This window comes from bacterium (assembly GCA_023230585.1).
GTDB lineage: Bacteria > Ratteibacteria > UBA8468 > B48-G9 > JAFGKM01 > JALNXB01.
Map to the genome: position 1 here is coordinate 1 of JALNXB010000028.1, position 26,750 is coordinate 26,750.

At 35.7% G+C, this 26,750-nt stretch carries 18 protein-coding genes; 15 read left to right on the plus strand and 3 right to left on the minus strand.

Features of this window, described 5'->3' with window-relative positions; genetic code table 11:
* The first annotated feature begins 363 nt into the window (after positions 1-363).
* The 15 genes from M0P98_05825 to M0P98_05895 all read left to right on the plus strand — a co-directional run bounded on the left by M0P98_05825 (position 364) and on the right by M0P98_05895 (position 23,192).
* On the plus strand, positions 364-1,692 hold the full coding sequence (locus M0P98_05825; protein MCK9266381.1) for a hypothetical protein: 1,329 nt from the start codon (positions 364-366) through the stop codon (positions 1,690-1,692).
* Positions 1,693-1,938: 246 nt separating this feature from the next.
* Positions 1,939-3,447, plus strand: a complete 1,509-nt coding sequence (locus M0P98_05830) for a rhamnulokinase (GenBank protein MCK9266382.1) — start codon at positions 1,939-1,941, stop codon at positions 3,445-3,447.
* Complete coding sequence (locus M0P98_05835; protein MCK9266383.1) at positions 3,428-4,033, plus strand: cyclodeaminase/cyclohydrolase family protein; 606 nt, start codon at positions 3,428-3,430, stop codon at positions 4,031-4,033. The genes M0P98_05830 and M0P98_05835 overlap by 20 nt, the downstream gene beginning before the upstream one ends.
* Positions 4,034-4,044: 11 nt before the next feature.
* Positions 4,045-4,902 (plus strand): bifunctional 5,10-methylenetetrahydrofolate dehydrogenase/5,10-methenyltetrahydrofolate cyclohydrolase, encoded by an 858-nt coding sequence (locus M0P98_05840; GenBank protein MCK9266384.1) that lies wholly within the window; start codon positions 4,045-4,047, stop codon positions 4,900-4,902.
* Positions 4,887-6,887: an electron transport complex subunit RsxC gene (gene rsxC / locus M0P98_05845; protein ID MCK9266385.1), complete on the plus strand. Its 2,001-nt coding sequence runs from the start codon at positions 4,887-4,889 to the stop codon at positions 6,885-6,887. The genes M0P98_05840 and rsxC overlap by 16 nt, the downstream gene beginning before the upstream one ends.
* Positions 6,868-7,500 carry a methylenetetrahydrofolate reductase C-terminal domain-containing protein gene (locus tag M0P98_05850; GenBank protein ID MCK9266386.1) on the plus strand — a complete coding sequence of 211 codons (633 nt, stop codon included), beginning with the start codon at positions 6,868-6,870 and terminating at the stop codon, positions 7,498-7,500. The genes rsxC and M0P98_05850 overlap by 20 nt, the downstream gene beginning before the upstream one ends.
* Positions 7,490-8,362: a methylenetetrahydrofolate reductase gene (locus tag M0P98_05855; protein MCK9266387.1), complete on the plus strand. Its 873-nt coding sequence runs from the start codon at positions 7,490-7,492 to the stop codon at positions 8,360-8,362. Before M0P98_05850 ends, M0P98_05855 begins: the two co-directional genes overlap by 11 nt.
* Positions 8,363-8,529: 167 nt before the next feature.
* Positions 8,530-12,678: a right-handed parallel beta-helix repeat-containing protein gene (locus M0P98_05860; GenBank protein MCK9266388.1), complete on the plus strand. Its 4,149-nt coding sequence runs from the start codon at positions 8,530-8,532 to the stop codon at positions 12,676-12,678.
* A 255-nt stretch (positions 12,679-12,933) separates the two neighbouring features.
* Positions 12,934-17,061, plus strand: a complete 4,128-nt coding sequence (locus M0P98_05865; protein MCK9266389.1) for a right-handed parallel beta-helix repeat-containing protein — start codon at positions 12,934-12,936, stop codon at positions 17,059-17,061.
* A gap of 16 nt (positions 17,062-17,077) precedes the next feature.
* Complete coding sequence (locus M0P98_05870; GenBank protein ID MCK9266390.1) at positions 17,078-18,772, plus strand: formate--tetrahydrofolate ligase; 1,695 nt, start codon at positions 17,078-17,080, stop codon at positions 18,770-18,772.
* Between the two features lie 323 nt (positions 18,773-19,095).
* Entirely contained in the window at positions 19,096-19,848 is a 753-nt protein-coding gene (locus M0P98_05875) for a prepilin-type N-terminal cleavage/methylation domain-containing protein (GenBank protein ID MCK9266391.1), read from the plus strand.
* Between the two features lie 125 nt (positions 19,849-19,973).
* Entirely contained in the window at positions 19,974-20,789 is an 816-nt protein-coding gene (locus M0P98_05880; GenBank protein MCK9266392.1) for a metal ABC transporter substrate-binding protein, read from the plus strand.
* Positions 20,764-21,489, plus strand: a complete 726-nt coding sequence (locus M0P98_05885; protein MCK9266393.1) for an ATP-binding cassette domain-containing protein — start codon at positions 20,764-20,766, stop codon at positions 21,487-21,489. Before M0P98_05880 ends, M0P98_05885 begins: the two co-directional genes overlap by 26 nt.
* Entirely contained in the window at positions 21,476-22,306 is an 831-nt protein-coding gene (locus tag M0P98_05890) for a metal ABC transporter permease (protein MCK9266394.1), read from the plus strand. Before M0P98_05885 ends, M0P98_05890 begins: the two co-directional genes overlap by 14 nt.
* Before the next feature lie 295 nt (positions 22,307-22,601).
* Positions 22,602-23,192, plus strand: a complete 591-nt coding sequence (locus M0P98_05895; protein ID MCK9266395.1) for a class I SAM-dependent methyltransferase — start codon at positions 22,602-22,604, stop codon at positions 23,190-23,192.
* 340 nt (positions 23,193-23,532) lie between these two features.
* Here the strand turns inward: M0P98_05895 and M0P98_05900 are convergent, their stop codons facing one another.
* The 3 genes from M0P98_05900 to M0P98_05910 are packed head-to-tail and all read right to left on the minus strand — an operon-like array spanning position 23,533 to position 26,154.
* The gene (locus M0P98_05900; protein ID MCK9266396.1) at positions 23,533-23,913 is read right to left on the minus strand and encodes a metal-dependent transcriptional regulator; all 381 of its coding nucleotides are present in this window, start codon (positions 23,911-23,913) and stop codon (positions 23,533-23,535) included.
* 7 nt (positions 23,914-23,920) lie between these two features.
* A complete protein-coding gene (gene feoB, locus M0P98_05905; protein ID MCK9266397.1) occupies positions 23,921-25,912 on the minus strand; it encodes a ferrous iron transport protein B in 1,992 nt (663 codons plus the stop codon).
* Positions 25,909-26,154 carry a ferrous iron transport protein A gene (locus M0P98_05910; GenBank protein MCK9266398.1) on the minus strand — a complete coding sequence of 82 codons (246 nt, stop codon included), beginning with the start codon at positions 26,152-26,154 and terminating at the stop codon, positions 25,909-25,911. The genes feoB and M0P98_05910 overlap by 4 nt, the downstream gene beginning before the upstream one ends.
* Positions 26,155-26,750 lie beyond the last annotated feature (596 nt).

Below are 26,750 nucleotides of genomic sequence, written 5' to 3' on the forward strand. Positions count from 1 at the left end.
CTCACCCTTCTGCATAGAAGACATCTCCGAAGGGCTTAACAGGCTCAGAGTAGGGGAACAAAAGGCTTAAACCTTTTGTTAACAGCCCGATTCTTGCTTGAGTTGTAGTAGCACCTCGTAATTCGTTCCTAAACACATACTTTTTTACTGGAAGAAAAAGCAAAAAAATAATAAGGATAAATACGAGAGATTCCCCCTATATGTCATTCCGGACTTGATCCGGAATCTCGTTTTTCTTGCTACTAGCGTGGGTTACATTAGAGATCCTGAAACAAGTTCAGGATGACAAGTTGGTGCGTTTGGGCGATAAAATGGGCTGTTAGAAGGCATTTACAAATAAGCAAAAAGCTTTGGGAGAAGAAAATGAAAAATTCAGAATCTTTAATAAAAATACTTACCCCAAATGAGATAGAAGAAGAGTTTATTCCTCAATTAGAATCAAGCACAAAAGAACTATTTAAAGTCCTGTCAAAATTTAGGTACCTAAAAAATTATCCAAGTAGAGAGATGGTCTTTTCTATTATGAAAGAAGTTGATAGGATAGAAACTTTTTTAGATGACGTTGGGGCTTCTCTAAATAAAAGATTTTCTTATTTTAGGAAATTAATTGCATCTATTAGGTGGATGAATATTGTTATTTTCCAAGGTATCCATATACTTATCAGGTTTGATAGTTATATGTTAGAATTAAAAGAGAATGATAAGAAAAAGTTTATACAAGAGCTGAGTGAAACCGTTAACCGATGTTTGACCGACCTTAAAATCTTAATAAAAGAACTTCAGGCAGATGCCATTAAGATAGGCGTTAAAAAACCTTCTGTTAAACCTTCAAATAAAACTTTCTCAGCAGAAATTCAACAAAAATTGTTGCCTCAAGATATAGATGTTTTTGTTGCAAAAGAAACAGGTGAAGCAAGTATAGATATTCTTGTAAAATTCTTGGAAAGTCTCGAATTCTTTAACACCTTTTTCTGCCAAAATAATGCCGATGTTCATTATACAGAGGAGTCTTTTGAACATTATAGGTCAATTTTTAACCGACTTGAATCTCTTTATGATACTTATCTTAGAAACGCTGAAATTGAAAAAGACCATCCACTTCTTAGAGGCGTAAGAAGTTCTATTGCTGTTACACTCCATCTTCTTGAGATGGGAAAAGCGCTCGCCCATTTTTATGAAAGACACGGTGAAAGTCTTTTAGAAATGAAACCTTCTTTAAAAAAATCAAACTTTGCCAACAAGAAAGATATAGATTCGGTAATGAAGGATTTTCTGATTCATTACAGTATCTTTTTTCTAAATAATGGAAGAGATTTTGCTTCAACAGTATTTAAAAAAATGGGTAAAGACGCAGATGAATACATATATACTACCAAAATGCTTAATGTTCAATCTCATAGGTTGGAAGATTTTCATTTAAGACCAATTATGCCAGTAACTCAAATTGCAAACAAATACAAATTGAATACATATCTCTACCAGAACAGAAACAAGTATAACCTTAAAAGCGCTATAGAAATGGCTATTGCAATTCCAGATATAAGAGATGACCTTGAAAAGAGTAATATTGATATGATAGTTCAGGGTCCTCGAAAGGCTGTTGAAGAAATTGCTAAGTTTTTTTATGACAAGTGTGGTGCTATTGAAAAACCTATTGTTTGTGATAAGACTTTCTCGCCTCAAAGTTTTTAATGCCTTTTGTTGGTTACCAAGATAATTACATCGGTTTTCATCTCGCAATTCGTTTATATTATATACTTTTTTCTAAGGCCTGACCTTCAGAACGTTTGCAGATTAATAGGCACGGATGAGCCTACGTGTTTTATCTTATCTCCGTGGTGGGAGGAAGAGTTAGTCAATAAAATATTAATAATACTAAAAAAATGTTCCTTTTTTTTTATATTTGACTTTAAGTTAAATATAGATTAAATTATACTTATGGAAACAAAAAAAATTCTCGCAATTGACCTTGGGGCAGAAACAGGGAGAGGTGTACTTGGTGAGTTTAATGGAGATAAACTGAACATTAAAGAACTCCATAGATTCCCTTCGCATAATGTACGACTCCATTCTCATATATATTGGGATGCTCTTGGTATCTTTTCTGAAATAAAGAAGATTATCTCTATTGCTAAACAAGAAGGAAATATTGAAGGGATTGGTATTACTACTTGGGGAGTAGATTTTGGGCTTTTTGGAGACAACGGGTTGCTATTATCCACCCCTTTTCATTATAGGGATGGTCGCACTCAAGGAGTTCCAGAAGAGGTATTCAATACTGTTTCACAAGAAAAACTCTTTGAAAAGACAGGTCTTCAAACTATTCCTATCTCTTCGCTTTTTCAGTTATATGCAACAAAAAAAGAGTTTCCTTACTTAGTTGATAATGCAAAAAAACTTCTTTTTATGCCTGATATCTTCAATTATTTTCTTACAGGTGAACAAGTTTCTGAATATACCATAGCAAGCACATCTGCTATGTATAACTCTAATGGACACGGGCAGATGCGGGCTCCAAGAGGGAATTGGAACTATGATATACTTGAACAACTTGGGTTACCCGGGAATATTCTTGCAGATGTTATTTCTCCCGGAACTTTTATAGCAAACGTTTCTAATGAAATAAAGGAAGATACAGGTTGTGGGGATATACCTGTTTATGCGGTATGTTGCCACGATACTGCTTCTGCTGTTGTGGGAGTACCTGCTGGCGAAACTGTCTGGGGGTACATATCTTCTGGTACGTGGTCTTTACTTGGAGTTGAGACAGCAAATCCTGTGTTAAACGAAAAGAGTTACAATTATAATTTCTCAAATGAAGGCGGTTACGGTGGAAGTATAAGGTTTTTAAAGAACATAATGGGGCTGTGGATATGGCAGGAATGTAGGAGAGAATGGATTAAAGAAGGGACAGAGCATTCTTACCTTGAGATGACTGAAATGGCTGACAAAGCAAAACCTTTTACTGCTTTTATTGATATCAACAGAAATGAATTTCTATTTCCAGGAAATATGGTAGAAAAAATACAGTCTTTTTGTAAGAAAACTGGACAAGAAGTCCCTGAAGGTGTTGCGTCTATCACAAGAGTTATTCTTGAAAGTCTTGCGATGGAATATAAATTTGCTTTTGAAAATCTTGAAGACGCTATAAATAATAAGGTCGAGTCTCTCCATATTGTTGGAGGTGGTTCTCAAAATAGGCTTCTGTCACAATTTACTGCTTCTGCTACAAAAAAGACAGTAATGGCAGGTCCTGTAGAAGCGACCTCTGCTGGTAATCTTCTTGTTCAGATGATGGCAAAAAAAGTAATATCTAATTTAACTCAGTTGAGAGAAGTTGTTAGAAACTCTTTTCCTCTTTTTCTTTATCAACCAAAAGAGACTGCCCTTTGGGACCAGCATTACGAAACTTACAAAAGATTAAAAGATGTCAGCAAAGGATTTTGATTATCTAAACCAGTCAATTAAAACCTATCTCTTAAAACTCTCACAGAAGACACCTTTTCCAGGTGGTGGTAGCGTTGTTGCTTTAATAGGTTCTCTTAGTTCGGCACTAATAAATATGGTTTTAAATTATACATTAGGTAAAGAAAAGTATGCCTCCTATCAAGACGAACTTATAAACATTAAAGAAGAGAACGATAAAATACTCGAAAAGTTTTCACAATATATAGAAGAAGATAGTAGACTCTATTTTAATATAAGAGAATATACCAAAAAGAACCCTCCTTTAGCTAACAAATACTTGATAGAATCTGTATATCTACATTTTGATATTTGTAAAGAAATAATAAAAATAATTTCTTTTGCCGATAAACTTATAAGTAAAGGTAATAGATACCTTGTTTCTGATGCAATTATTGCTTCAAAACTTGCTTTTACAACTTTTAAAATAGCTAAAACAAGTATTCTGGTCAACATAAAATGTATTGATGATATAAATGTTTTAAAAAAAGTTCTTTTAGATGTAGAAAAGTTAGAAGAAAAGATAGAAGATTTGTATAAAAAGACAACCCTTCTTATGGATGAATAGTGAGGATAATTATGAAAGCTAATATTATTGATGGTAGAGCCATTGCTGAAAGAATTGAAAAAGAACTCTTAAAAGAATTGTTGTTTTTATCTGAAAAAAAAATAGTTCCAAAATTGGTAACTATTCAGGTAGGAGAAAATCCAGCAAGTAGTGTTTACGTGAAACAACAGAGAAATAGATGTAAAAAAGTTGGTATATCTTATGAGTTGAGGAGTTTTAGTGACACCTTAACTGAAGAAGAGATTCTTAAAGAAATAGAAAAAACTAATCTTGATAATTCTGTTACTGGTATAATTGTGCAACTACCTTTACCTGTTGGTATTGATAGTAAAAAAATTCAAGCGACTATTTCGTCATCTAAAGATGTGGAAGGAGTAAATCCTTTTAATATGGGTTGGGTTGTTTATGGGAAACCAATCTTTGTTCCGTGTACTGCTTTCGCTGTTATGGAATGTATTGAATCTGTTGGGGTTGACCTCTACGGTAAAGAAGCGGTTGTTGTTGGGCATAGTAATATTGTGGGGAAACCAGTATCTTTACTACTTCTTGAAAAATTTGCTACGGTATCAATATGTCATATTGCTACAAGTGAAACTGGAAAACTTCAAGAATATGTTAATAGAGCAGATATACTTATAAGCGCTGTTGGCAAACCTAACGTAATTTTAGGGAACTGGGTTAAAGAAGACGCTATTGTTATTGATGTTGGAATAAACAGGGTTGGAGATAAACTTGTTGGAGATGTAGAATTTGAGGAAGCCGTCAATAAAGCTTCTCATATAACTCCAGTTCCGGGAGGAGTAGGTCCTATTACAAATGCAATTCTTTTGAGAAATGTTGTAAAGGCGGCGAAATGGAAGGCAATATAACAATTGATTATACAAAATATAAACTTAAACCAGTAGAAGAAATTAAAAAACTCGTTGAAGGTTTAATCACTATACAGATTTTGATATGTGAGAAATGTTATAAGGAATTTAGTTCTGATATAAAACCAGAATGTCAAAAGATACGAAATATTCTTGAGAGTTGTGGTGTAACTCTTGTTAAGTGTGTGGCTGTTCCTTTCTTGTGTAACAATTATCTAACAAAAGAAATCCTTTCAAATATAGACCCGGATATACCCATAGGGGTAGTGGCTTGTGGTATAGGAATCCAGTTTGTTTCTGGCAGGTTTTCAAATAGAAAGGTTTTAACATTAACCAATACAGTTTCTCATAGCGACAATTTAACAAGTATAAGAGGTTCCCACGGAATATCTTTAGGTAAAGAACTATGTGCTTCTTGTGGACAGTGTTATCTTGGTTCCACGGGTGGAATTTGCCCGGTAATAGATTGCGCAAAAAGTCTTCTAAACGGACCTTGCGGTGGGACAGATAAAAATGGAATGTGTGAGGTTGACCCAACAAAAAAGTGTGCCTGGGTTGAGATATATGAAAGATTGCAAAAACAGAAAAGAACTATTTCTAATGTACCTGAAACAAGAGATTATAATATATTTCCTTATGATGAAGAAGCAAAAATTTCAATTAATAATAAAAATAGAAGAAACGAAGGTTTTTATGGTGGGCTTTACCCTGAAGATAATAAAGCAAGTATTTCTCAAATCCCTATAAGAACTTTCCCTCCACCAGAAAAATTATATATATTTCTTTCACAACATATAGGTCTACCAGCAAAACCTATTGTAAACGAAGGTGAAAAAATAAAAAAAGGTCAAAAGATAGGGGAATCTACAGGTTTTATCTCTTCTCATATCCATTCAGGGGTGAGTGGAAAGGTTCTTTCTATTACAGAAAAAAGACACCCTATCACCAACAAAAAAGAGATTGCTCTGGTGGTCGAAAACGATGGTCTTGAGACCCTTGATGATTCAGTATATCCCTTGGAAAACTGGGAATCTCTTGGGAAGGAAGAAATTATTACATTCTTGTTAGATAAAGGGCTGGTGGGTTTGGGTGGTGCTATGTTTCCTTCTGTTGCAAAATTGTCACCTCCAAAACCTGTTGATACTTTGATTATAAACGGTTCTGAATGTGAGCCCCACCTTAGCGGAGATAACCGTTTGATGTGCGAGTATCCAGAAGATATTCTTAAAGGTGTTTCTGTTATAGAAAAAATTCTTGACGTAAAAAGAACCTTTTTTTGTGTAGAAGATAATAAAGAAGAGGCTTACCAAAATATAAAAAAATGTTCAACCCCATCCGTAAATATTTTGAAATTAAAAACCAAATACCCTCAAGGCGCTGAGAGGATGCTTATCAGAAGGAGTATAAACAGGACTGTTCCTCCAGATGGATTGCCTTTTGATGTTGGGGTGGTTGTTTTTAATGTAGCCACAGCATACAGTATCTACAAAGCAGTGTATGAGGGACTGCCACTTATTGAAAGGGTTGTTACTGTTGATGGAGAAGGCGTTTCTGGAAAAGGTAATTTTTTGATGAAGGTGGGGACTCCTTTAGAAGACATTGCAAGGGTATGTTTTTCGGATTCTTTTGATTTGAGTAATTATGAAGTTAAGATGGGTGGTCCTATGATGGGGGTTTTACAGGAAGATTTGAACTCTTATATTGTTAAAGGAACTACCGGGATTATATCCAACAAAAGAAGCCCTGTTGATGTTTCAACAGAACGAGTATGTATAAAATGCGGGAGATGTGTTGATGTTTGTCCTATGGAATTGTATCCGCACTATTTTGCTTTTTACGGAAAAAAAGGGTTATGGAACAAATGTGTTGAGTATGAAGTTAAAAATTGTATAGAATGCGGATGTTGCCAGTATATCTGTGCTTCTAAAATAGATATACTGAGTTTAATTAAGAAGGCAAAATTATATGTTGATAACAAAACTTAAAAATAAAGACAAATTATTAAAACTTTGCGAAGAAGAGAATTTGTATATCATTAAATGTTTTGGGTGTAAAGAGGTTTTTTTCCCTGAAAAAGATATCAACCTATTTATTGCGGAAAACGAAGATAAGATAAAAGGAGTTTTAAGGATAGATTACCTTTGCAACCAAGAGTTTGCCTCAGAATATATTAAAAAAAATCTTCCTGCAATCCTTAAAACTGATAAATTACTTATATTTTCTTGTGGTGTTGGTGTTCAGGTTGTAGCCAAACTTTTAGAAGATAAGGTTGTTTTACCTGGTTGTGACACCTTTTATTTGCACGGATTTCAAGGTGTGTCTTCTCAAGATGTTGATTGTGAACAATGCGGGAATTGTTACTTAAATATTACTGGTGGGATATGTCCCTTAACTGCTTGTGCTAAAGGGTTGTTGAATGGTCCTTGTGGCGGAGCGGACGAGAATGGTAAATGCGAAGTAAACTCAAAAATTGATTGTGGGTGGATTTTGATATATAATCGGTTAAACTCAATAAAAACCAGTAACGATAAACTATTTTCTGATATTTCTGTAAGAGATTATAGTCTTATATCTAAAAAGGCAAAAGATGAATTTTGAAGAAAAATTAAGATCGAAACAGTTTGTTTTTACAAGCGAGGTAGGACCTCCAAAAGGGATAAATCTTCTTCCACATATACAGGAAGCAGAAAAGTTAAAAATAAAAATAGATGCTTTTAATGTGACCGATATCCAAAGTTCAGTTATGCGGTTGGGTTCTCTTGCTACATCTCGGTTGCTTATTGAGAGGGGCCTTGAACCTATCTTTCAACTTACCTGTAGAGATAGAAACCGCCTTGCTTTACAATCCGACTTATTGAGCGCTTCTGTATTGGGTATAAGAAACGTTCTGCTTCTAACAGGTGACCATACGTTACTTGGTGACCACCCTCAAGCAAAACCAGTTTTTGACCTTGACTCTGTTTCTCTGCTACAAACTGCAACAGGGTTGATGGAAGGGAAGGATATGGTAGGTAACCAACTTGACGGTTCACCTCAATTTTTTCTTGGTGCTGTAGTAAACCCAGGGTATATCCCGCTCGATTTACAGTTGGCTAAAATGGAAAAGAAGATAGAAGCAGGCGCAAAATTTTTTCAAACTCAAGCGGTTTATGATATTGGCTCTTTTGAAAGTTTTATGAATAGAGTTAGTAAATATAATGTTCCGATTTTAGCAGGTATCGTATTGTTAAAATCTGCTGGTATGGCAAAATTTATGAACGAAAATGTTGCTGGTGTGAGTGTCCCTGATAAATATATAAAACTGTTGGCTGATGCTGATAAAAAAGAGCGAGCAAAAGTTAGTATAAAGATTGCTGTAGAACTTATTAGGGGAGTAAAGGCTCTTTGTGCAGGTATCCATTTAATGCCACTAGGTTGGGATAGGTATATATTAGATATTCTTAATGAATCTGGTTTTTAGTTGTGTTCCTATTTCGTCTTTGTAAGGATAAAAGAGAAGCGTATGGGGTGTTATCTACTCACTCTCGCCTTTGCCCCTACCCTCGGGTTCTTGTCCCGAGTATCTTCGAGGGATAGAAGACAAAAATCGCCAATTTGGCAAACTTAATTGTTAAAAAGGAGGTAATTGTGAAGATAATTAAATGTATGTTTTTATTAGTTATTCTTTCCGCTTTTTCAGCAAGAAGTCAATCAAGTTATTCTGATTGGCTAAAAAGGAGAGATGCTTTAAAAGAAGACGGTAGTGTAATGAGGTATTATACCTTTGAAGACGTTAAAGATAGTAAAAGTGTGGTCAAAGATTTAGGTAAAGATGGGAAAGACCTTACCTACCTACCTTATACAGACCCTGAAACTAAAGAAGTTTTTGATGATTTGAAGATAGTTGAAGGAAGGTGGCGTGAAAAAAAAGCTATAAGACTAAATAGAGGTTCTTTTAGAGGAGAGGCATACAATATTGGTGATAACAACCAGTTTACTGCTGAAGTTTGGTTTAAACGTCAAGGTATTGGAGATATTCTACTCAGGAGTAAAAGGAGAAATGGAACCATACTTTCTGTCTCAGGGTATTCTCAAGGGTGGCGGATTATTACAGCATACGAACAACCTACAACATTAATTTTCGAGGTGGGGCAACCTTTAGGCGCCACAAGCGTTTCTGTTAAAATCCCTATTGCCGACGATGTTTGGCAACATCTGATAGTTACTTTCGATGGGTCTCAAATGAATATTTATATAAACGGGCAGTTGCTTGAAACCAGTATGACAATGAGAAACGAAAAACGACAGATAGTTAAAGCAGACTCATTTGAAGGTAAATACGTTGCAACAAAAACTCCTTTTGTGATAGGTTACTCAGCCCACGGTGTTGGTTCAACAAAACTTGATATAGACGAAGTTATAATATATAACAGAGCGTTAAAACCAGAAGAGATCGTTGTATCCCGAAAAGATATATTTTCAAAAGCTGATACTTATTTAAAACAGAAAGATTACTCTAAAGCTCGCTCAGAGTACCTTAAAATGAAAGGTCTGCCTGGGTATGGTACTGAAATGGCTCTATTTAATATTGCTGAAACATATATGCTTGAAAAGGATTACTCTAACGCTCACAAAACTTTTAATGAGATACTTAACCTTGATGCTATTCCAGACTTATACAAAGTTCATACTCTGTTCAAACAGGCAGAACTTTATATTAAACAAAAAAATTTTGCAAATGCCAGAAAATCTCTTGAAAAGATACAAAAAATTGAAGAAGCACTTAACGACCACCGTTTTGAAGCTCGTTTAAAAGTTGGAGATACATATAAAGAAGAAAAACTCCATTCTACTGCAAGAAAAATATTTGCAGATTTATTGATTCAGGAAGAAAAACTTTCACATCCAAATGAAGGACATCGTTTAAAGTTAAGAGATAGGTTGGAAGAGTTAGAAGGTGTTGCAGACGGAAATAATGTAAAAACAAGGCAAGAGAAACTTTCTGAACGGATAAATCTACCTAAAAAAATGATATACGTGTCAACTAAAGGAGCCGATACCAATTCTGGAACAGAGAAAAGCCCTTTCAAAACAATAAAAAGGGCTCAGGAAGAGGTTCGAAAAATTAAAGAGAAAGGTTTACCAACAGGCGGTGTTAAGGTTATTCTTAGAGAAGGGAGATATTTTCTTGACGAAGGCCTATATTTTGGGAAAGAAGATTCAGGTACAGAAGATTCTCCAATAGTTTATAGTAGTTATCTGGGAGAAAAAGTTAGACTGATAGGAGGTCAACAGGTAAGAGACTTTAAACTAGTTACCGATTCTGAAATAAAAAAAGTTTTACCTAAAGAAGCGGTAGGTAAGGTTTTTGTTGCCGATGTAAAAAAAACAGGAATAGAGAATTATGGACAACTTTCTGCAATGAAAGGTACAGGTGGTTCTACTCCACACGGGATGGAACTATTCTTTAACGGTTCGCCTTTACGGCTTGCTCGCTGGCCAAATCAAGGACACGCAAGAACCTCTGGTATTGCAAAAAAAGATGGCGCACTACAAGGACGAGGACCTTCGCAAAAAGGTGGATTTAAATATTCTGATAAAAGGCACGAAAGATGGGTCAACGAGAAAGACGCTTGGATGTGTGGTTTCTGGTACTACGTGTTTTCAAAGGACCATATTAAAATAGATTCTATAAATACTACTGAGAAGGTTATTCAATTTTCATCTTTAGGTGGTGGCGACAATAGTTCGATTGCTATTAATGTTCCATATTATGCGTACAACCTGTTAAGTGAACTTGATGAACCAGGCGAATGGTACCTTGATAGAGAAAAAGGACTCTTGTTCTTATACCCGACATCTCCAATACAGACCAGCGAGGTAATAGTTTCTACCATTGATAAGCCAGTAATAAGTATGAAAGAGGCTTCAAACATACTTTTTTCAAATATTTCAATAGAGGCAACTCAGGTTAACGGAGTAGAGATTGAAGGTGGCAGAAACAATCTAATTGCATCAAGCGTTATAAAAAATGTTGGTCAGTGGGGTGTTGTTGTAAATAATGGTTGGGAACACTCAATAGTAGGTTGCGATGTCTACGATGTTGGCGCTGGGGGCATTTCTCTTACTGGCGGCGATAGAGTTAAACTTATACCATCTTGTCATTTAGCTGAAAATAACCATATATACCGATTTAACAGGTTTGACCAAGGTTATAGGCAAGGGATAAGCATAGATGGGTGTGGACAGAGAATATCTCATAACCTTATACACGATAGTCCTATGCAAGGAATATATTTTAATGCAATGGACCATATTATAGAGTATAACGAACTACACGATGTGGTTCACGAAGGTAGAGAACTTGGTGCTATGTATATTTATGGTGCTCATAATGGATGGAGATGGATGAATAGAGGTAGTGTGATAAGGAACAACTTTATACACCATATAAGTTACCAATCTTCTCCTAATTTAAGCCAAGGTTTGAACTGTATACATCTTGACGGTAGAAATGGAGGGCTTGTTCTGGAGAATAACATTTTTTACAAATTTCCCAATGGTATTTCTTCTTCTCACCCTGATATGATACATATTAATAATGTTTTTGTCGACGCTACAAGGGGCGGTGTTAGCATAGGAGAGAGAGGGTTAAACTACTTTTTTAGCCCGGAAGGAGAACCTATTCTGAGTAGGATATCTGGCTGGGCTCAAAAAATTAAGAGCGTAAGGTATAAACAGCCACCTTGGAATTATCGTTACCCTCAATTGGTTTCTGCTCTTATGGATAATGAGTTGATGAAATCTAAGAATAATGTTGTTGAACGAAATATCAGCACAGGCGGACCTTTTATTAACGCAAGAGTTTCTCAAAAAGAAAACAATATATCATATAATTTTGATGGCGGTGAACCTTTCTTTATTGATAAAGAAGGTATGAACTTTCATATAAGACCTGGTTCACCTGCTTACGCTCTTAGTGGGTATATGCCCGTTGATATGGGAGAGATAGGTGTTTATAAAGATAATTTAAGAGCAAGTTGGCCTGTCAATAGAAGTAAAGAAGATATTGGTAAGTATTTGTTAGAAGGGTGGAAAGCAGTCTCAGATTTAAAAACTACTGAAATGGCGCCAACTGGTAGAATAAGTGAGCCCCTTGAATATATAATAGAAAAACGGAAAACTGATATAAAAATAGATGGTAGGTTGGATAAAAATGAGTGGTTAGGTCTTGATAAAAAGAAAGCAATGATAATTGAAAACGAATATAAAGGGGATAAAGAGAAGAAAGGTCCTAAGACTTACGCATGGGCCCTTTATGATAAAGAGTATTTTTATATTGCGGCAATATTTGAACCAGATCCTTACAAGGAAGGTATGGCACCTAACCTAAAAAAATTTACAGGAGATTTTTTTGAGGTTGATATAGAAGGCAGGCATGGCACACATAGTTTGAGTTGGTGGACAGACGATATGGCAACCGGTCCATTATATGTTCTTGTTTTTAATGCTAATGGCACTCTTAGGGTTAGCAATAAATTTGGTATGCCATATAAAGATATAAAAAAACTTGAAGAAACAGTTGAATATAAGGTATCCCTTCTTAATGAAGAGACAAGAGAATGGGCAGTAGAAATAAAGATACCTTTCGCAAATATATGGCTAAATCCAGATGAAATAGAAAGAACATCTTTTAACCTTGGAACTTATAAGAGGAGTGGTTTTTTTGCTTGGGTCCCAACAGGCACTTCATTCTGGCGTCTTGAGAATGCAGGTTTTGTGAAGTTTGAAAAATAAGTGGTAAAAAAGTATGTGGTGTCTACTCACTCCCCTTCTTTGCCCTCTACCCAATGGGGATGTTTGGGGTAGTAAGTCCCTAAGAGTTTGCAGAGAGGTTAATGGGATGAGGTTTATCCCTCAGAAATACTGTCGGGACAGGACTCGTTTTTCCTACCACCCATAATAACAAAATGGGCGCGTAGAAAGTGTAGTTCGCAGACCGACAAAAATCGTTAATTTGGTAGAACGTTAAACTAATAAAGGAGATGAAAATTGAATATAAAAATTTTTTTGAGATTTACATTTATTTTCGTAGTAAGTTTGACTTTTAATTTAAGAGGGCAGGATAACGGGTATGCCAATTGGGTAAAACGTAGAGATACCTTAAAAGAAGATAAATCAGTAGTAAGATATTATACTTTTGAGGATGTAAAAGATAGCCAATCCATTGTTAAAGATTTAAGTGATAACAAAGGTGATTTAAAATTTATTCCGTTTCTTATAAGAGAAACTAAAGAAAAGATTGATGACCTTCAAGTGATAGAGGGAAGATGGCCTGAAAAAAAAGCTGTTCGCCTTGATCAGGGTTGGTATCAAGGAATACCTGTACCTATTGAAAATAAGCAGTTCACGTTAGAGGTCTGGTTTAGAAAAAATGGACCCGGTAGTATAATGCCAGAAGCAGGTAAAGGAGCTTACATTGTGTCTTCTCCGCCTGGATGGGGTAGCGGGTGGCGTTTAATTACAGAATATAAACCTGCTTATCTATCTTTTGATATTGGTATAGAAAGAAATAATATTAGAGCAAAAAGTGACAAGATGTATTCAGATGGTATATGGCATTATGTTGCTGCAACTTGGGATGGGAAAATTATTAAACTTTATGTTGACGGTCTGCTTGTTTCTACTGCTGAATATGAGGGTGAATATATTGACGTTAAACAGCCGTTTAGGATAGGTTTTAGGAGTGGTGGGTCGGCTTTGTTGGATATAGATGAGGTAGTTATATATAACAGGGTTCTTGATATAAAAGAGATAGAGACTGAAGGTAAAGGTTTTGGGATGTCAACCCCTGATGAAGTTTTTTTAAAAGCCGATGCTTACATAAAAGAAGGAAATTTTAAGAAAGCAAGAGCTGAATACGAAAAACTTAAACATTTACCAAGTTTTGGTAAGGAATATGCTCTATTTAATATATCGGAAAGTTATAGGTTGGAGAAAGATTATTTTAACTCACATAAAACTTTTGAAGAGATACAAAAATTAAAAGGTTTGTCTGATTATTACCGCATATATGCTTTGTTTCAGCAAGCAGAAGTATATCTTGAAGAGAAAAACTATAAGAAAGCTCGAGAGATTTATCAGAAAGTCACAGAGGTTCCGGGTGCGTTAGAATACCACATTTTTACTTCACAATTGAAGGCTGCAGATACGTATAAAGATGAGAAGAAATATTCTGTTGCAAGAGGTATCTATGAGAAACTTTTGAGACAGGAAGAATTATCGTTGTACCCTCACGAAGGTTATAGACATGACCTAATAGATAGGTTAGAACAGATAGAAGGGGTAGCAGATAGTAGATTATTAAAGACCAAAAAAGAGAAGTTTATTGAAACAATTATGAGCCCTCGTAAGTTAATATATGTATCAACGAAAGGAGTAGATACCAACTCTGGGACAGAGAAGAGTCCTTTTAAAACAATAAAAAGGGCTCAGGAAGAGGTCCGCAAAATAAAAGAGAAAGGTTTACCTACTGGGGGAATTAAAGTTGTTCTTAGGGAAGGTAAATATTTTCTTGATGAGGGTCTATATTTTGGGAAAGACGATTCTGGTACAGAAGATTCTCCAATAGTTTATAGTAGTTACCCAAAAGAAAAAGTCCGTATTATAGGCGGTAAACAGATAACAAATTTTAAACCACTCACTGATAAAGTCATTTTAGAACAGTTGCCAAAAGAATCAAAAGGTAAAATATGGGTTTCAGACTTAAAAGAACTTGGAATAACAGAGTATGGGCAACTTGCTTATATGAAAGGAGATAGATCTTCGTTCCCTCACGGAATGGAATTGTTTTTTAATAGTAAACCTATGTGGCTTGCTCGCTGGCCAAACGAAGGGTATGCAAGGGTGGCTGGTATAAAAAGAAAAGATGGAGAGATGAAGGGTAGAGGTCCTTACCAGATTGACGGTTTTGTATATTCTGATACCCGGCACGACAAGTGGGTAAACGAGAAAGATATTTGGCTAAATGGATACTGGTATTTTGTTTATTCAAAAGACCATATAAAAGTGAAATCTATTGATACCGTAAATAAAATTATTTCAACAACCCCAAACAGAACTTCTATAGGTTTAAATGTGCCTTACTTTGCTTACAATATATTATGTGAATTAGATAACCCTGGAGAATGGTATCTTGACAGAGATACAGGAAAACTATATTTTTTTCCACCTGAACAAATTGCAAATAGCGAAATTATTGTCTCAACTCTTCAAACACCTATTGTATTGATGAAAGAAGCATCAAACATAGTTTTTTCAGGTATTACTGTTGAGGCAACTCAGGTCAACGGAGTGGAAATCGAAGGAGGGAGAAACAATTTAATTGTATCAAGCAATGTAAAAAATATTGGACAATGGGGTGTTGTTGTAAACAATGGGTGGGAACATTCAATTGTAGGTTGTGATATTTTTGATACGGGTGCTGGTGGTATTTCTTTAACTGGAGGCGATAGAGTTAAACTTATTCCCTCAAGACATTTAGTTGAGAATAATTATATTCACCGTTTTAACCGGTTTGATGGCGGTTATAGGCAAGGTATAAGTATTGATGGTATGGGGCAGAGGGTTTCTCATAATCTTTTATATGATAGTCCTATGCAGGGAATATATTTTAACGCTATGGACCATATTATAGAGTATAACGAGTTGCACGATGTAGTTCACGAAGGTAGAGAACTTGGAAGTATGTATGTTTATGGAGCGCATCATAACTGGAGATGGATGAATCGAGGAACCGTAATACGGAACAATTTTATGCACCATATAAGTTACCGTTCCTCACCAAATTTAACTAAAGGGTTAAATTGTATACATGTTGATGGAAGAAACGGCGGGATGGTTATAGAAAAGAATATTTTTTACACTTTCCCTAACGGGATTTCCTGTTCTCATCCTGATATGAGACTTGAGAATAATCTTTTGATTGAAGCAGAACGGTCAGGAATTAGCGTTGGAGAGAGAGGTATGGATTTTTTCTTTGATTCGAAAAAAGAACCAATATCTGCAAATTTTAGGAGTTTTTCAAATAAACTTGTTAGCGTTAACTATAAACAACCGCCTTGGAGTTATAGGTTCCCTCAACTCTTCTTCTCTATGCAGGATGAAACTCCTATGAGAACAAAAAACACTATTATAGAACGAAACATCAATACTGGAGGAAGGTTTTTAGGTATTGGTGGAATAGTTAGAGAAGATAACATTATAAGGAACAATTGGGATGGCGAAGATTTACTATTTATTGACCGTGAGAATATGGATTTTAGATTAAGACCAGGGTCTCCCGCTTATGGTTTAACAGGAGCAGAGCCAATTGATATAAATAAGATAGGTCTTTATAAAGATGAACTTAGAGTAACTTGGCCAATTAGCAGAACAAAAGATGATATAGGTAAATATCATAACGTAAAACGTGATACACTAAAAGAACTACAAGCAACTACAATGGCTCCTTTACAAAGAGTCTCAGAACCTTTAACCTACACAGTTCCTATTTCAAAAAAACAGATTAAGATAGATGGGAAACTCGACCCAAATGAATGGGGAGGGCTTGATATAAAGAAAGCTATAATAATTGAACAACATTTTCGTGATGGAAAAAAACAGGTGGCAGGTGGTGCAAGAAGTTACGCTTGGCTCCAATACGACAATCAAAATCTTTATGTAGCCTCTAAACATCAGGCAGACCCTTATACAAAAGATATGCCCTATGCAATGGAAAAATTTGATGGGGCTTTTTTTGAGGTTTCTATAGAAGGACAGATGGGACCTTTAACCAATTCCTGGTGGAGCGATGATATGCTTACAGGACCCATATATATAATTGGTGGGTATTTTAAGGGTAACGTAGAGGTTATTAACAAATTTTCTATGCCGTACGAACAATTGCTAAACATAAAAAAATCTATAGAATATAAAGTCTCAATTCTTGACGAAAAAAATGCTGTTTGGGTATCAGAAATGAAGATACCGTTTTCAGCGTTAGGTATAAAAATATCAGATGTAGACAAACTATCCTTTAACCTTGGAACTTATAAGAGAAGCGGTCTTTTTGCTTGGGTGGCTACTGGTGATTCTTTCTGGCGACTTGAAAACGCTGGTTTTATAAAATTTGAAAAATAATTTTAATAGGAGAACTATGCTTAAAGATATTGAAATATCTCAGAATGCTAAAATAAAACATATATCAGAAGTAGCAGAAAATGCAGGTATAGACGAAAAGTTTCTTGAACCTTACGGAAGGTATAAAGGAAAAGTCTCTTTAGATATTCTTAAAACCCTTGAAACTAAAAAAAATGGGAAATATATTGATGTAACCGCTATTACACCAACCCCTCTGGGTGAAGGTAAAACTGTTACAACTATAGGGCTTTCGCAAGCGCTACATAAACTTAATAAGAGTGTTTTTACCTGCATAAGACAGCCTTCCCTTGGACCTGTTTTTGGAATAAAAGGTGGCGCAGCAGGTGGTGGGTATTCTCAGGTGGTACCTATGGAAGATTTTAACCTGCACCTTACCGGAGATGTGCACGCTGTTGGGTTGGCTCATAACCTTCTTGCAGCTTTCATAGATAATTCTCTTAGCAAGAAAAATCCTTTAAGGATTGATCCTTTTTCTATTGAATGGAGGCGAGTGCTTGATGTTTCAGATAGAACTTTAAGAAATATTGTGGTAGGTCTTGGTGGTAAAGAGAATGGTATACCGAGAGAAAGTGGGTTTGATATTACTGTGGCTTCGGAGGTAATGGCTATATTGGCTCTTGCAGATAACCTTTCTGATTTAAGAGAACGGCTATCACGCATTATTGTTGCTACAAATGTGGACAAAAAATTTGTTACAGCAGAAGATTTGAAAGCAGCGGGAGCAATGGCAGTGTTACTTAAAGATGCTGTTAATCCCACTCTTATGCAGACACTTGAAGATACACCTGTTTTTGTGCATGCTGGCCCTTTTGCCAACATTGCACACGGCAATAGTTCTATAATTGCCGACCGTATAGCCCTTAAACTTGCTGATTATGTTGTTACAGAGAGCGGTTTTGGGGCAGATTGTGGTATGGAAAAATTTATGAATATAAAATGTAGATATAGCGGTCTTAAACCCGATTGTGTAGTTATTGTTGCCACTGTAAGAGCATTAAAAATGCATAGCGGTAAATTTAAAATTGTGCCAGGTAAACCTCTTTCGCAAGGGTTGATACAAGAGGATATTACTTCTTTAGAAGAAGGGAGTTGTAACCTTGCAAAGCATATAGAGAACGCAAAACTTTTTGGAATACCAGTAGTTGTGGCAATAAACAGGTTTTCTACTGATACAGAAAAAGAGATATCTCTTTTAAAAGAACTGGCAGTAAAATATGGAGCCAACGATGTATCAGTGAGCCAGGTTTGGGAGAAAGGCGGGGAGGGCGGTATAGAACTTGCCGAAAAGGTTATATCAAATTGTGAAAAAGATAAAAATTTTAGGTTTTTATATGATTTAGAATGGGATATAAAAAAGAAGATAGAAACAATCGCTACACAAATATATGGAGCGTCAAAGGTTGAATATTTGCTGGAAGCAGAAAAAAAGATTGCCACTTATACAAAATGGGGATTTGCTAACTTGCCTATATGTATGGCTAAAACTCATCTATCTCTTTCTCACAACCCTTTACTTAAAGGAAGACCAGAAGGATTTACTCTTCCAGTAAGGGATATAAGAATTTCTGCTGGAGCAGGTTTTTTATATCCACTATGCGGAGATATGAGAACTATGCCTGGGTTACCTTCTATACCAGCAGGCACTAAAATGGATATTAATAAAGACGGCAAAATAGTTGGGCTTTTTTAATAAATAAAGATACTCTTGGGCCTTGTCATCATGAACGCCCATTTTGTCATCTCTAAAAAAGTATGTGGTGTCTACCACTCTCGCCTTTGCCTTCTCCCCCTGAGGTCTTGTCCCGAGTACCTCCGAGGGATTCTCCCTGCTTGTCATTCCGGACTTGATCCGGAATTTCGTTTTTTACAACTGCTCCGTATGGGTAAAAAGGTGAGGTTTTTTTACTTTTTGCAATAAAAATGTTACAATTTAGAGTTACAAGACTTTTTTTTGCTCAATTCAGTAGCACAAAAACTCAAAAAATAACATTATTTGACAAGGAGCGGTATATAATGGGAGCTAAAAGTAATATTCTGTACAAGACAAACTACAAAAACGTAAATAAAGCAGGGTTTACTTTAATAGAATTGTTGGTTGTTATAGCAATTATAGCGATTCTTGCGGGGATGCTTCTACCTGCTTTAGGTAAAGCAAGAGAAAAAGCAAGAGCAACTGCCTGCATGAACAACCTAAAACAACTTGGTATTGCTTTTGAAATGTACAAAATTGATTGGAACGATTTTTATGTGCCTCAACCAGATTGGAAAGCAAGGTTATGGACATATGTAGCGTCAGATACAAGAAATGATATATCTAACTGTCCAAGCCGCCACGGAAAGACCATTCCTTCAGACAACTGGCACTATGGGCAAGGATACAACATTGGCGCTGGAGAAGTTTATCCTGGGTTTGCTGGTAGAAACTCTGATGCAATAAATAATCCTGGTAACAAAATTCTTGTTGTAGAGTGGGGTAGAACTGTTGATGGTCGTGGGGGATGCAATGCTGGGCCCCCTTACCAAGAAGATGAGGTAGAAAGCCCAGAAGGTGTTGAATTGTTTGGGGGGTCAACTTCATATTGGGCTGTAGTAAGAGTTCATTCTGGAGGTTCAAATATACTTTTTGGAGACGGGCATGTTGAATGGAAAAGACCAGAGTCGTATCATAGCAACGCTGACGGTAGCGGTAATAAAACCCCTCTTGCCCCAGATACTGAATTAAAAATATCTCCTGAGTGGAGAAAATATTGGGATACCTCTTATTAAATATAATAAAGGAATACGAAGGTCGAACCTTCGGAAAGTCCCTGCTTGTCATTCTGAACTTGAACCAAAATCTCATTTTACTACCGCTCCATAGATGACAAAGTGGACGGGTAGGAGGAAAAACTATGAAACGTATTTTTATATTTTTTATATTGTTGGTTTCTACAAGTTTTTTATATGGACAAGACATTGTTGCAACCACAAGTGTCATTTCTTCAGTAATAGATGATATATCGGGTAAACAGATAAAAGTTTCTACTTTAGTTCCTGCTGGCAGTTGTCCAGGACATTTTGATTTAAAAATAGGTCATCTTGTTACTATTGAAAAAAAGGGTATACTTTTTGCCCAGGGTTATGAAGAATACCTTACTAAAATAAAAGATTCTATTAAAAACCCAAAGTTTACAATATACATTGTTGATGTAGACGGTAACTGGCTTATTCCTGCCAACCAGATAACAGTTTATGAAAAAGTGGCTGATATTCTATTTAAATTGTATCCTCAAAAAAAACATCTTTTTACAAAAAATATAACACGTGGAGTAAAAAGGATTAAAATTACTGATAAGTCAGCTAAAGAGATGATTATAAGTAAAAAAATGTATGATTTACCAGTAATATGTAATTCTCATTTAAAAGATTTTCTTGAGTATTTAGGTTTTAAAGTAGTTGCTACCTACGGTAGAAAAGAAGAACTTACCCCCGAAATTATTCGTAATTTGCTTATAGAGGCAAAAAACAATAATGTCAAACTTATTATAGACAATATTCAGGCAGGTCAAGATACCGGAAAGGTATTAACAAAACATTTGAACATTCCGCATTCTTCCATCTCAAACTATCCAGGTGTTTTTCCGAATACCCAAACCTTAAGGCAAACTTTGTGTGAAAACATTAAGAAGATAGTTACCGATTATGAGACCTTTAATACAGCTAAATAATGTTACGGTTGGATATTTATCTGAAACAATTATTCAAGACCTTTCTCTCGACATACATTCAGGAGAGATTATTGGAATTTTTGGGCATAATGGTGCAGGAAAAACAACTCTTCTATGTGCAGTCAACGGGCTTGCAGAAATCTTTTCTGGGAATGTTTTTATTGATGGGGTAGAGTTGACAAAGTTTAACGGAAACAGGTTAAGAAAAAACATAGGGTACGTTCCTCAACATTTTGAAATAGACCCTAAACTGCCCATAATCTCTAAAGATGTTATTCTTATGGGAAGATACCCAAAAATGGAGTTTTTAAAACGTTTAACCCAAATGGAAAAAAAACTTTTTTATGAGGTAATAAAACTTCTTTCTTTGTCAAGCATAATAGAGAAACCTTTTGGGCAACTTTCCGGTGGCGAAAAGAAAAAAATCCTAATTGGTAGGGCTTTAATGCAAGAACCACAGATAATGTTGTTTGATGAAATTTTTGCTTGGTTGGATAGAGAAATGGTAAAGAATTTTGTTGATATAATCTTACAATTGCATAAAATTAATAAACAAACAATTCTTCTGGTTTCTCACGATATTGATATAATAAAAAAGTTGTGTAACCGTGTTGTTTGGATGGAAAGAGGAAATATTGTAATGGATGTTGACATTAAACAGTTTTTATCTTCTACAAAGTTGTTAAATGGAACTAATTAAACTGGCTTTTTTTCAGAAAGCACTGCTTGCTTGTTTGTTTGCAGGGGTAGCCTGTGGTATTGTTGGGGTTTGGATTGTAATTATGAAAATCTCTTTTATAGGGGTTGCTATTTCTCATGCAGCTTTCGCAGGGGCTCTACTTGCTCTTGTATTAGGTAAACCTGTACTACTATTTTCTTTTATTTTTACTCTTTTTGCTTGTTCTGTTCTTGGTCCTCTTTCTGATAAAGGTCAGTTACATCCAGAAACATCTATTGGAATAATCTTTTCTTCAACACTCGGTATGGCTTTCCTGTTTATGGGGATGCTACCGGAGGGTAAAAGTCAAGCGTTAAACCTATTGTGGGGCAGCGTTCTTACAGTTAACTCATTGGATATTCGTGTTCTATTTATTACGTCAAAGTTAGTCACTCTTGTTTCGATACTTTTTTATAAAGAGATACAATCGGTTGTTTTTAATAGAGAACTTGCAAAAGCCAGTGGTATAGCGGCGTCACTATTTTTCTATCTACTGCTGTTTCTTACTGGTGCAACTGTGAGTGCAACCTTACAATCTGTTGGAGGGCTACTTGTTTTTGCTTTAATTATAAACCCGGCTGCTTCTGCTTACCAGATAACTTACAGTATGAAAAAGATGTACCTTCTTTCAGTTCTGTTTGCAGTTATTTCTGGTTGGGTAGGACTTTTCCTTGCTGCATATTTTAATCTTTCTGCTGGTGCTTCTATAGTGATTGTTTCAAGTATAATCTTTATTCTTACAGTTGTTTTTTCACCTAAAAGAATTGTAAAAAAGAATTCATTTGGTAGGTCTGTTTAAAACCCCATTCCGTCTTTTGTAGTTAGTCTTGCGAGTTTTACCCGCCGAAGCCAACCTACGCTACAATACAAGCTTCGGCAGGTATACCTTGGCGTAGGTGGAGGGGTATTTGCAGGCAAGGAAAAATACGAGGGATTGCCCTGTATGCCATTCCGGACTTGATCCGGAATCTCGTTTTTCTTACTACCAGCGTGGGTTACATTAGAGATCCTGAAACAAGTTCAGGACGACAAAATGTGTGGATAGCATAAAACAGAATGAATTTACCAAAAATTCACTTTAAGAGGTAGAAAATATGAAAACACAAAAAGAGTTTTTTAATATGAAAGCGGAGAATTGGGATGAAAAACAGAACATATCTGTTCAAAATTGTCGTAAGTTAATAAAAGAATGTCAATTGTCCAACGACCAAGTTGTCCTTGACGTTGGAACAGGCACAGGTGTTCTTATACCTTTCTTTCTTGCAGGAGATTTGAAAGAACTTAAAATTTTTGCTATCGATTATGCTGAAAAAATGGTTGAAAAACTCATAAGTAAAAATTATCCAAAAAATGTTATACCAATGGTTGCAGATATACATAGCACAAATTTTCCAGATAATACTTTTGATAGAATAATAGCCAATGCCTGTTATCCTCATTTTGAAAAAAAAGAGATAGCCCTTAATGAGATATACCGTATACTAAAAAAGGGTGGCTTTTTTATTATTTCACACCTATGGGGAAGAGAACATATAAACAGGTTTCATAAAAAAACTCACCAGATTGTTAGTAAAGATATGATTCCACCTATACCAGAATTGAAATCTTTTATAGAAGGACTTGGATTTAAATATGTAGATGGAACTGATGATACAGATTACTTTTTTGTAAAATTCACCAAATAGTATTTAAGACAAAGGAAGTAATTCCCTCAGAAATACTGTCGAGACTTGATCCGCTTTTTACACCCCCCCATTCCGTCTTTTGTATTTTATCTTGCGAGTTTTACCCGCCGAAGCCAACCTACACTAAAATAGAAGCTTCGGCAGGTATACCTTGGCGTAGGAGGGGCTTCGTAACGTGGCAATCTCGCCGAAGGCGGAAAAGGAATGCCCCAACCTTTGCCTTCTCCCCTTGGGAATGTTCGGGATAGTAAATCTCTCAAGAGTTTGCAGAGAGGTTAATGAGATTATGATGTATATTGCTGTTTACACGGATTTTTATTAAAACATAGTTAAGGAATCATCAATCAGTTTTTGCTTCTCTTTTTTCAAGTAAAGATAATATTTTTTCGTAGGTTTCTTTGCTGATAACATGCTCTATTTTACAGGCATCTTTTTTGGCAATACTTAGAGGAACTTTAAGTATTTGAGTAAGAAATTTGACTATCACAAGATGTTTTTGGTATATCTTTTCAGCTTTCTTCCTTCCTTTAGAGGTCAAGTGTACATTGCTATATTTTTCTTGTTTGATATACCCTTTAGATGAAAGGGTGTTAAGAGCAGTGACAACAGAAGGACTTTTTACATTAAGAAAATCACCAATATCTTTTACTCTAACGATACCTTTTTCGTTTTCGATAATTTTTATAGCTTCAAGATAATCTTCAAGACTTTGTGTTAACATATTTTACCTAAAAGAAAAGAGTTGCTGTTTGATAAAATAAGACAGCCGCAATCCAGCCAACAAGTATAGACCATACTGTAGCAATGAAAGCCCATCTAAACCCTGTTTCTTGTTTTATAACAGCGATAGTTGCAATACAAGGGATATACAAGAGAGTCATAAGCATAAAAGAGTAAGCAGAAGCAGGTGTAAAAAGTTGGGATAAGGCTATAGACATATTCTTTGCGCCTCCAAGTACAGCCCCAAAAGTTCCAACAACAAGTTCTTTTGCTACCAATCCAGATATTAAAGCAACACCGGCTTGCCAATTACCAAATCCAGCAGGCCTCAATATAGGAACAAGGAAACTCCCAATAATTCCAGTAAAACTTTCTCTGCTTGCATATTCGGCTGAAAGAGGAAAATAACTTAAAAACCATACAAGGACAACACCAGCAAAAATCATTGAACCAGCTTTTCTCAAAAATAGGGATGTTCTCTCCCAAGCTGATATAAGCATATTTTTAAGGTCGGGAGCGTGGTAGGGAGGTAGTTCCATAATAATGTGGCTCGATTCGTGTTTGAAAAAAAGTGATTTAAAAATTCTGGCAGTCAACATTCCCGCAAGTACTCCTATAATATAAAGTGAGAAAAGGATAGAACCCTGATTTTTCTTAAAAAATATGCTTGTAAATAAGAGAAAAATAGGTAACCGAGCAGAACAACTCATAAAAGGAAGTGCAAGAATAGTTATTATTCTGTCCTTCTTTGTTTCAAGGGTTCTGGTAGCCATAATTGCCGGTACATTACATCCAAAACCTAATATCATAGGTATAGCACTTTTACCGTGTAGACCAATTGTATGCATTATTCTATCAGTTACAAAAGCGGCTCTTGAAATATATCCTGAATCTTCCATTGCGGTAAAAATAAAAAAGAGTAAAAATATATTGGGTATGAAAACTATTATTGCACCAAGCCCAGAAATGATGCCCTCAGTAAAGAGTGAAGTAATCCATTGTGGTAACTGAGCAAAATATAGAAATTGAGCCACTTTAATAGAAATATTAGAGAAAAGGTTATCTAACAGATTTGCAAAAGGTCCTCCAAGATTAAATACAATCTGGAAAGTTAACCACATAAAGAAAAGAAAAATAATGCTCCCTGTGAAGGTGTGTGTAAAAATTTTATCTAATTTAGCTGTAAATTCAATCTTTTCTTCAAGAAGTTTCTCTTTAGTAACACATTCCTTTGCAACACCATGAATATAAGCATATCGTTTCTCTACTATAAAATTTTCAATATCAGGGCAAAGACTCTCCAACTTGTTAATTATTTTTTCTACTGTGGAGTAGACACCTTCTTTTTGTAGTTTCTGAATAAATTCCGCATCTTTTTCTATCAAACGAATTGCAAAGAAACGGAAAGGGTAGGGCGGGGTAAACTCTTTTATAATTGGTTGTAGTTCAGAAATTACTTCTTCTACCTCTTTTCCGTAATTGATTTTTATACTTTTTTTCTCCGTTAATACAGCGGAAGAATGTATCAAATCTTTTAGTTCAGATATTCCAATATTCTTGTTTGCAGTTGTTAGAACAAACTTAATACCCATTATATTTTCAAGCTGTTTTATGTTAATATTGATTCCTTTCTTTTCAGCAGCGTCACACATATTTACAGCAACAATAACATTCTGTTCAAGTTCAAGCATAAGGGTAACAAGGTATAGGCTTCTTTCGAGGTTGGTTGCATCGGCAACAACTACAACAGTATCGGCATTCTTTTTAACAAGTATGTCTCTGGCAATTTTTTCGTCTTCGGTAAAAGATGTAAGAGAATAGGTTCCAGGAAGGTCCATAACTTTGTATCTTGTGTCGTTATGAGTAAAAAAACCTTCTTTTATTTCTACTGTAACACCAGGCCAATTGCCTGTCTTTTGATGTAAACCAGTCAAAGAATTGAAAAGGGTAGTTTTTCCAGTGTTGGGGTTGCCTGTAAGAATAATTGTTTTTTCTTTCATATTAAACGTCCTCTGCTAAGTTTTAAAGGGATAACTGATACACACATTGCAATGCCTTGCCCTATACCTATGCTGGTTTCACCTTTTTTAAAAATTACAGGTCCAGGGGAAGATTTAGTTACTTCTATAATATCTCCAACAAAAATACCAAGTGTGGTTAAACGCCTCTTTGCTTCAGGACATTCTAACCCAATTCTTACTATTCTGTAATATCCATTGACAGCACTATTTAATCTCAACATTTGAGTTTCTCCTTAAAAAGTTAGTCTTGTCTAACAAAGTTAGTTAACCCTTATTTTACCTCAGTTTTTTTGTTCTGTCAAGGGGGAAAAAAGTATGTGGTGTCTACTCACTCTGGTACTACGGCGCATACACCTTCTACGTAACAATCGGGCACTCTGAGAACTCACCCTTCTGCATATAAGACATCTCCGAAGGGCTTAACAGGCTCAGAGTAGATGAACAAAAGGCTTGAACCTTTTGTTAACAGCCCCCCCATTCCGTCTTTTGTATTTTGTCTAGCGAGTTTTACCCGCCGAAGCCAACCTACGCTAAAATAGAAGCTTCGGCAGGTATACCTTGGCGTAGGAGGGGCTTCGTAACGTGGCAATCTCGCCGAAGGCGGAAAAGGAAATGGGGTAAAAAAGTATGGGGTGTCTACTCACTCCCTTATTGCCTTCTACCCTATGGGGAGAAGGATCAAGGATGAGGGGGGAGTTAGCAACTTAACCAAAAACGAAAGACGTAATGATAAAAAATTAGACTCCCCCTTATTTGTCATTCCGGACTTGATCCGGAATCTCGTTTTTTATGTTGTGCCTATTACCAGCGTGGGTTA

Coding starts and splice junctions, on each gene's coding strand:
- M0P98_05895 (MCK9266395.1), top strand. CDS start 22,602: ATGAAAACACAAAAAGAGTTTTTTAATATGAAAGCGGAGAATTGGGAT.
- M0P98_05855 (MCK9266387.1), top strand. CDS start 7,490: ATGAATTTTGAAGAAAAATTAAGATCGAAACAGTTTGTTTTTACAAGC.
- M0P98_05900 (MCK9266396.1), bottom strand. CDS start 23,913: ATGTTAACACAAAGTCTTGAAGATTATCTTGAAGCTATAAAAATTATC.
- M0P98_05910 (MCK9266398.1), bottom strand. CDS start 26,154: ATGTTGAGATTAAATAGTGCTGTCAATGGATATTACAGAATAGTAAGA.
- M0P98_05825 (MCK9266381.1), top strand. CDS start 364: ATGAAAAATTCAGAATCTTTAATAAAAATACTTACCCCAAATGAGATA.
- feoB (MCK9266397.1), bottom strand. CDS start 25,912: ATGAAAGAAAAAACAATTATTCTTACAGGCAACCCCAACACTGGAAAA.
- M0P98_05885 (MCK9266393.1), top strand. CDS start 20,764: ATGAGACCTTTAATACAGCTAAATAATGTTACGGTTGGATATTTATCT.
- M0P98_05880 (MCK9266392.1), top strand. CDS start 19,974: ATGAAACGTATTTTTATATTTTTTATATTGTTGGTTTCTACAAGTTTT.
- M0P98_05870 (MCK9266390.1), top strand. CDS start 17,078: ATGCTTAAAGATATTGAAATATCTCAGAATGCTAAAATAAAACATATA.
- M0P98_05830 (MCK9266382.1), top strand. CDS start 1,939: ATGGAAACAAAAAAAATTCTCGCAATTGACCTTGGGGCAGAAACAGGG.
- M0P98_05890 (MCK9266394.1), top strand. CDS start 21,476: ATGGAACTAATTAAACTGGCTTTTTTTCAGAAAGCACTGCTTGCTTGT.
- rsxC (MCK9266385.1), top strand. CDS start 4,887: ATGGAAGGCAATATAACAATTGATTATACAAAATATAAACTTAAACCA.
- M0P98_05875 (MCK9266391.1), top strand. CDS start 19,096: ATGGGAGCTAAAAGTAATATTCTGTACAAGACAAACTACAAAAACGTA.
- M0P98_05850 (MCK9266386.1), top strand. CDS start 6,868: ATGTTGATAACAAAACTTAAAAATAAAGACAAATTATTAAAACTTTGC.
- M0P98_05840 (MCK9266384.1), top strand. CDS start 4,045: ATGAAAGCTAATATTATTGATGGTAGAGCCATTGCTGAAAGAATTGAA.
- M0P98_05835 (MCK9266383.1), top strand. CDS start 3,428: ATGTCAGCAAAGGATTTTGATTATCTAAACCAGTCAATTAAAACCTAT.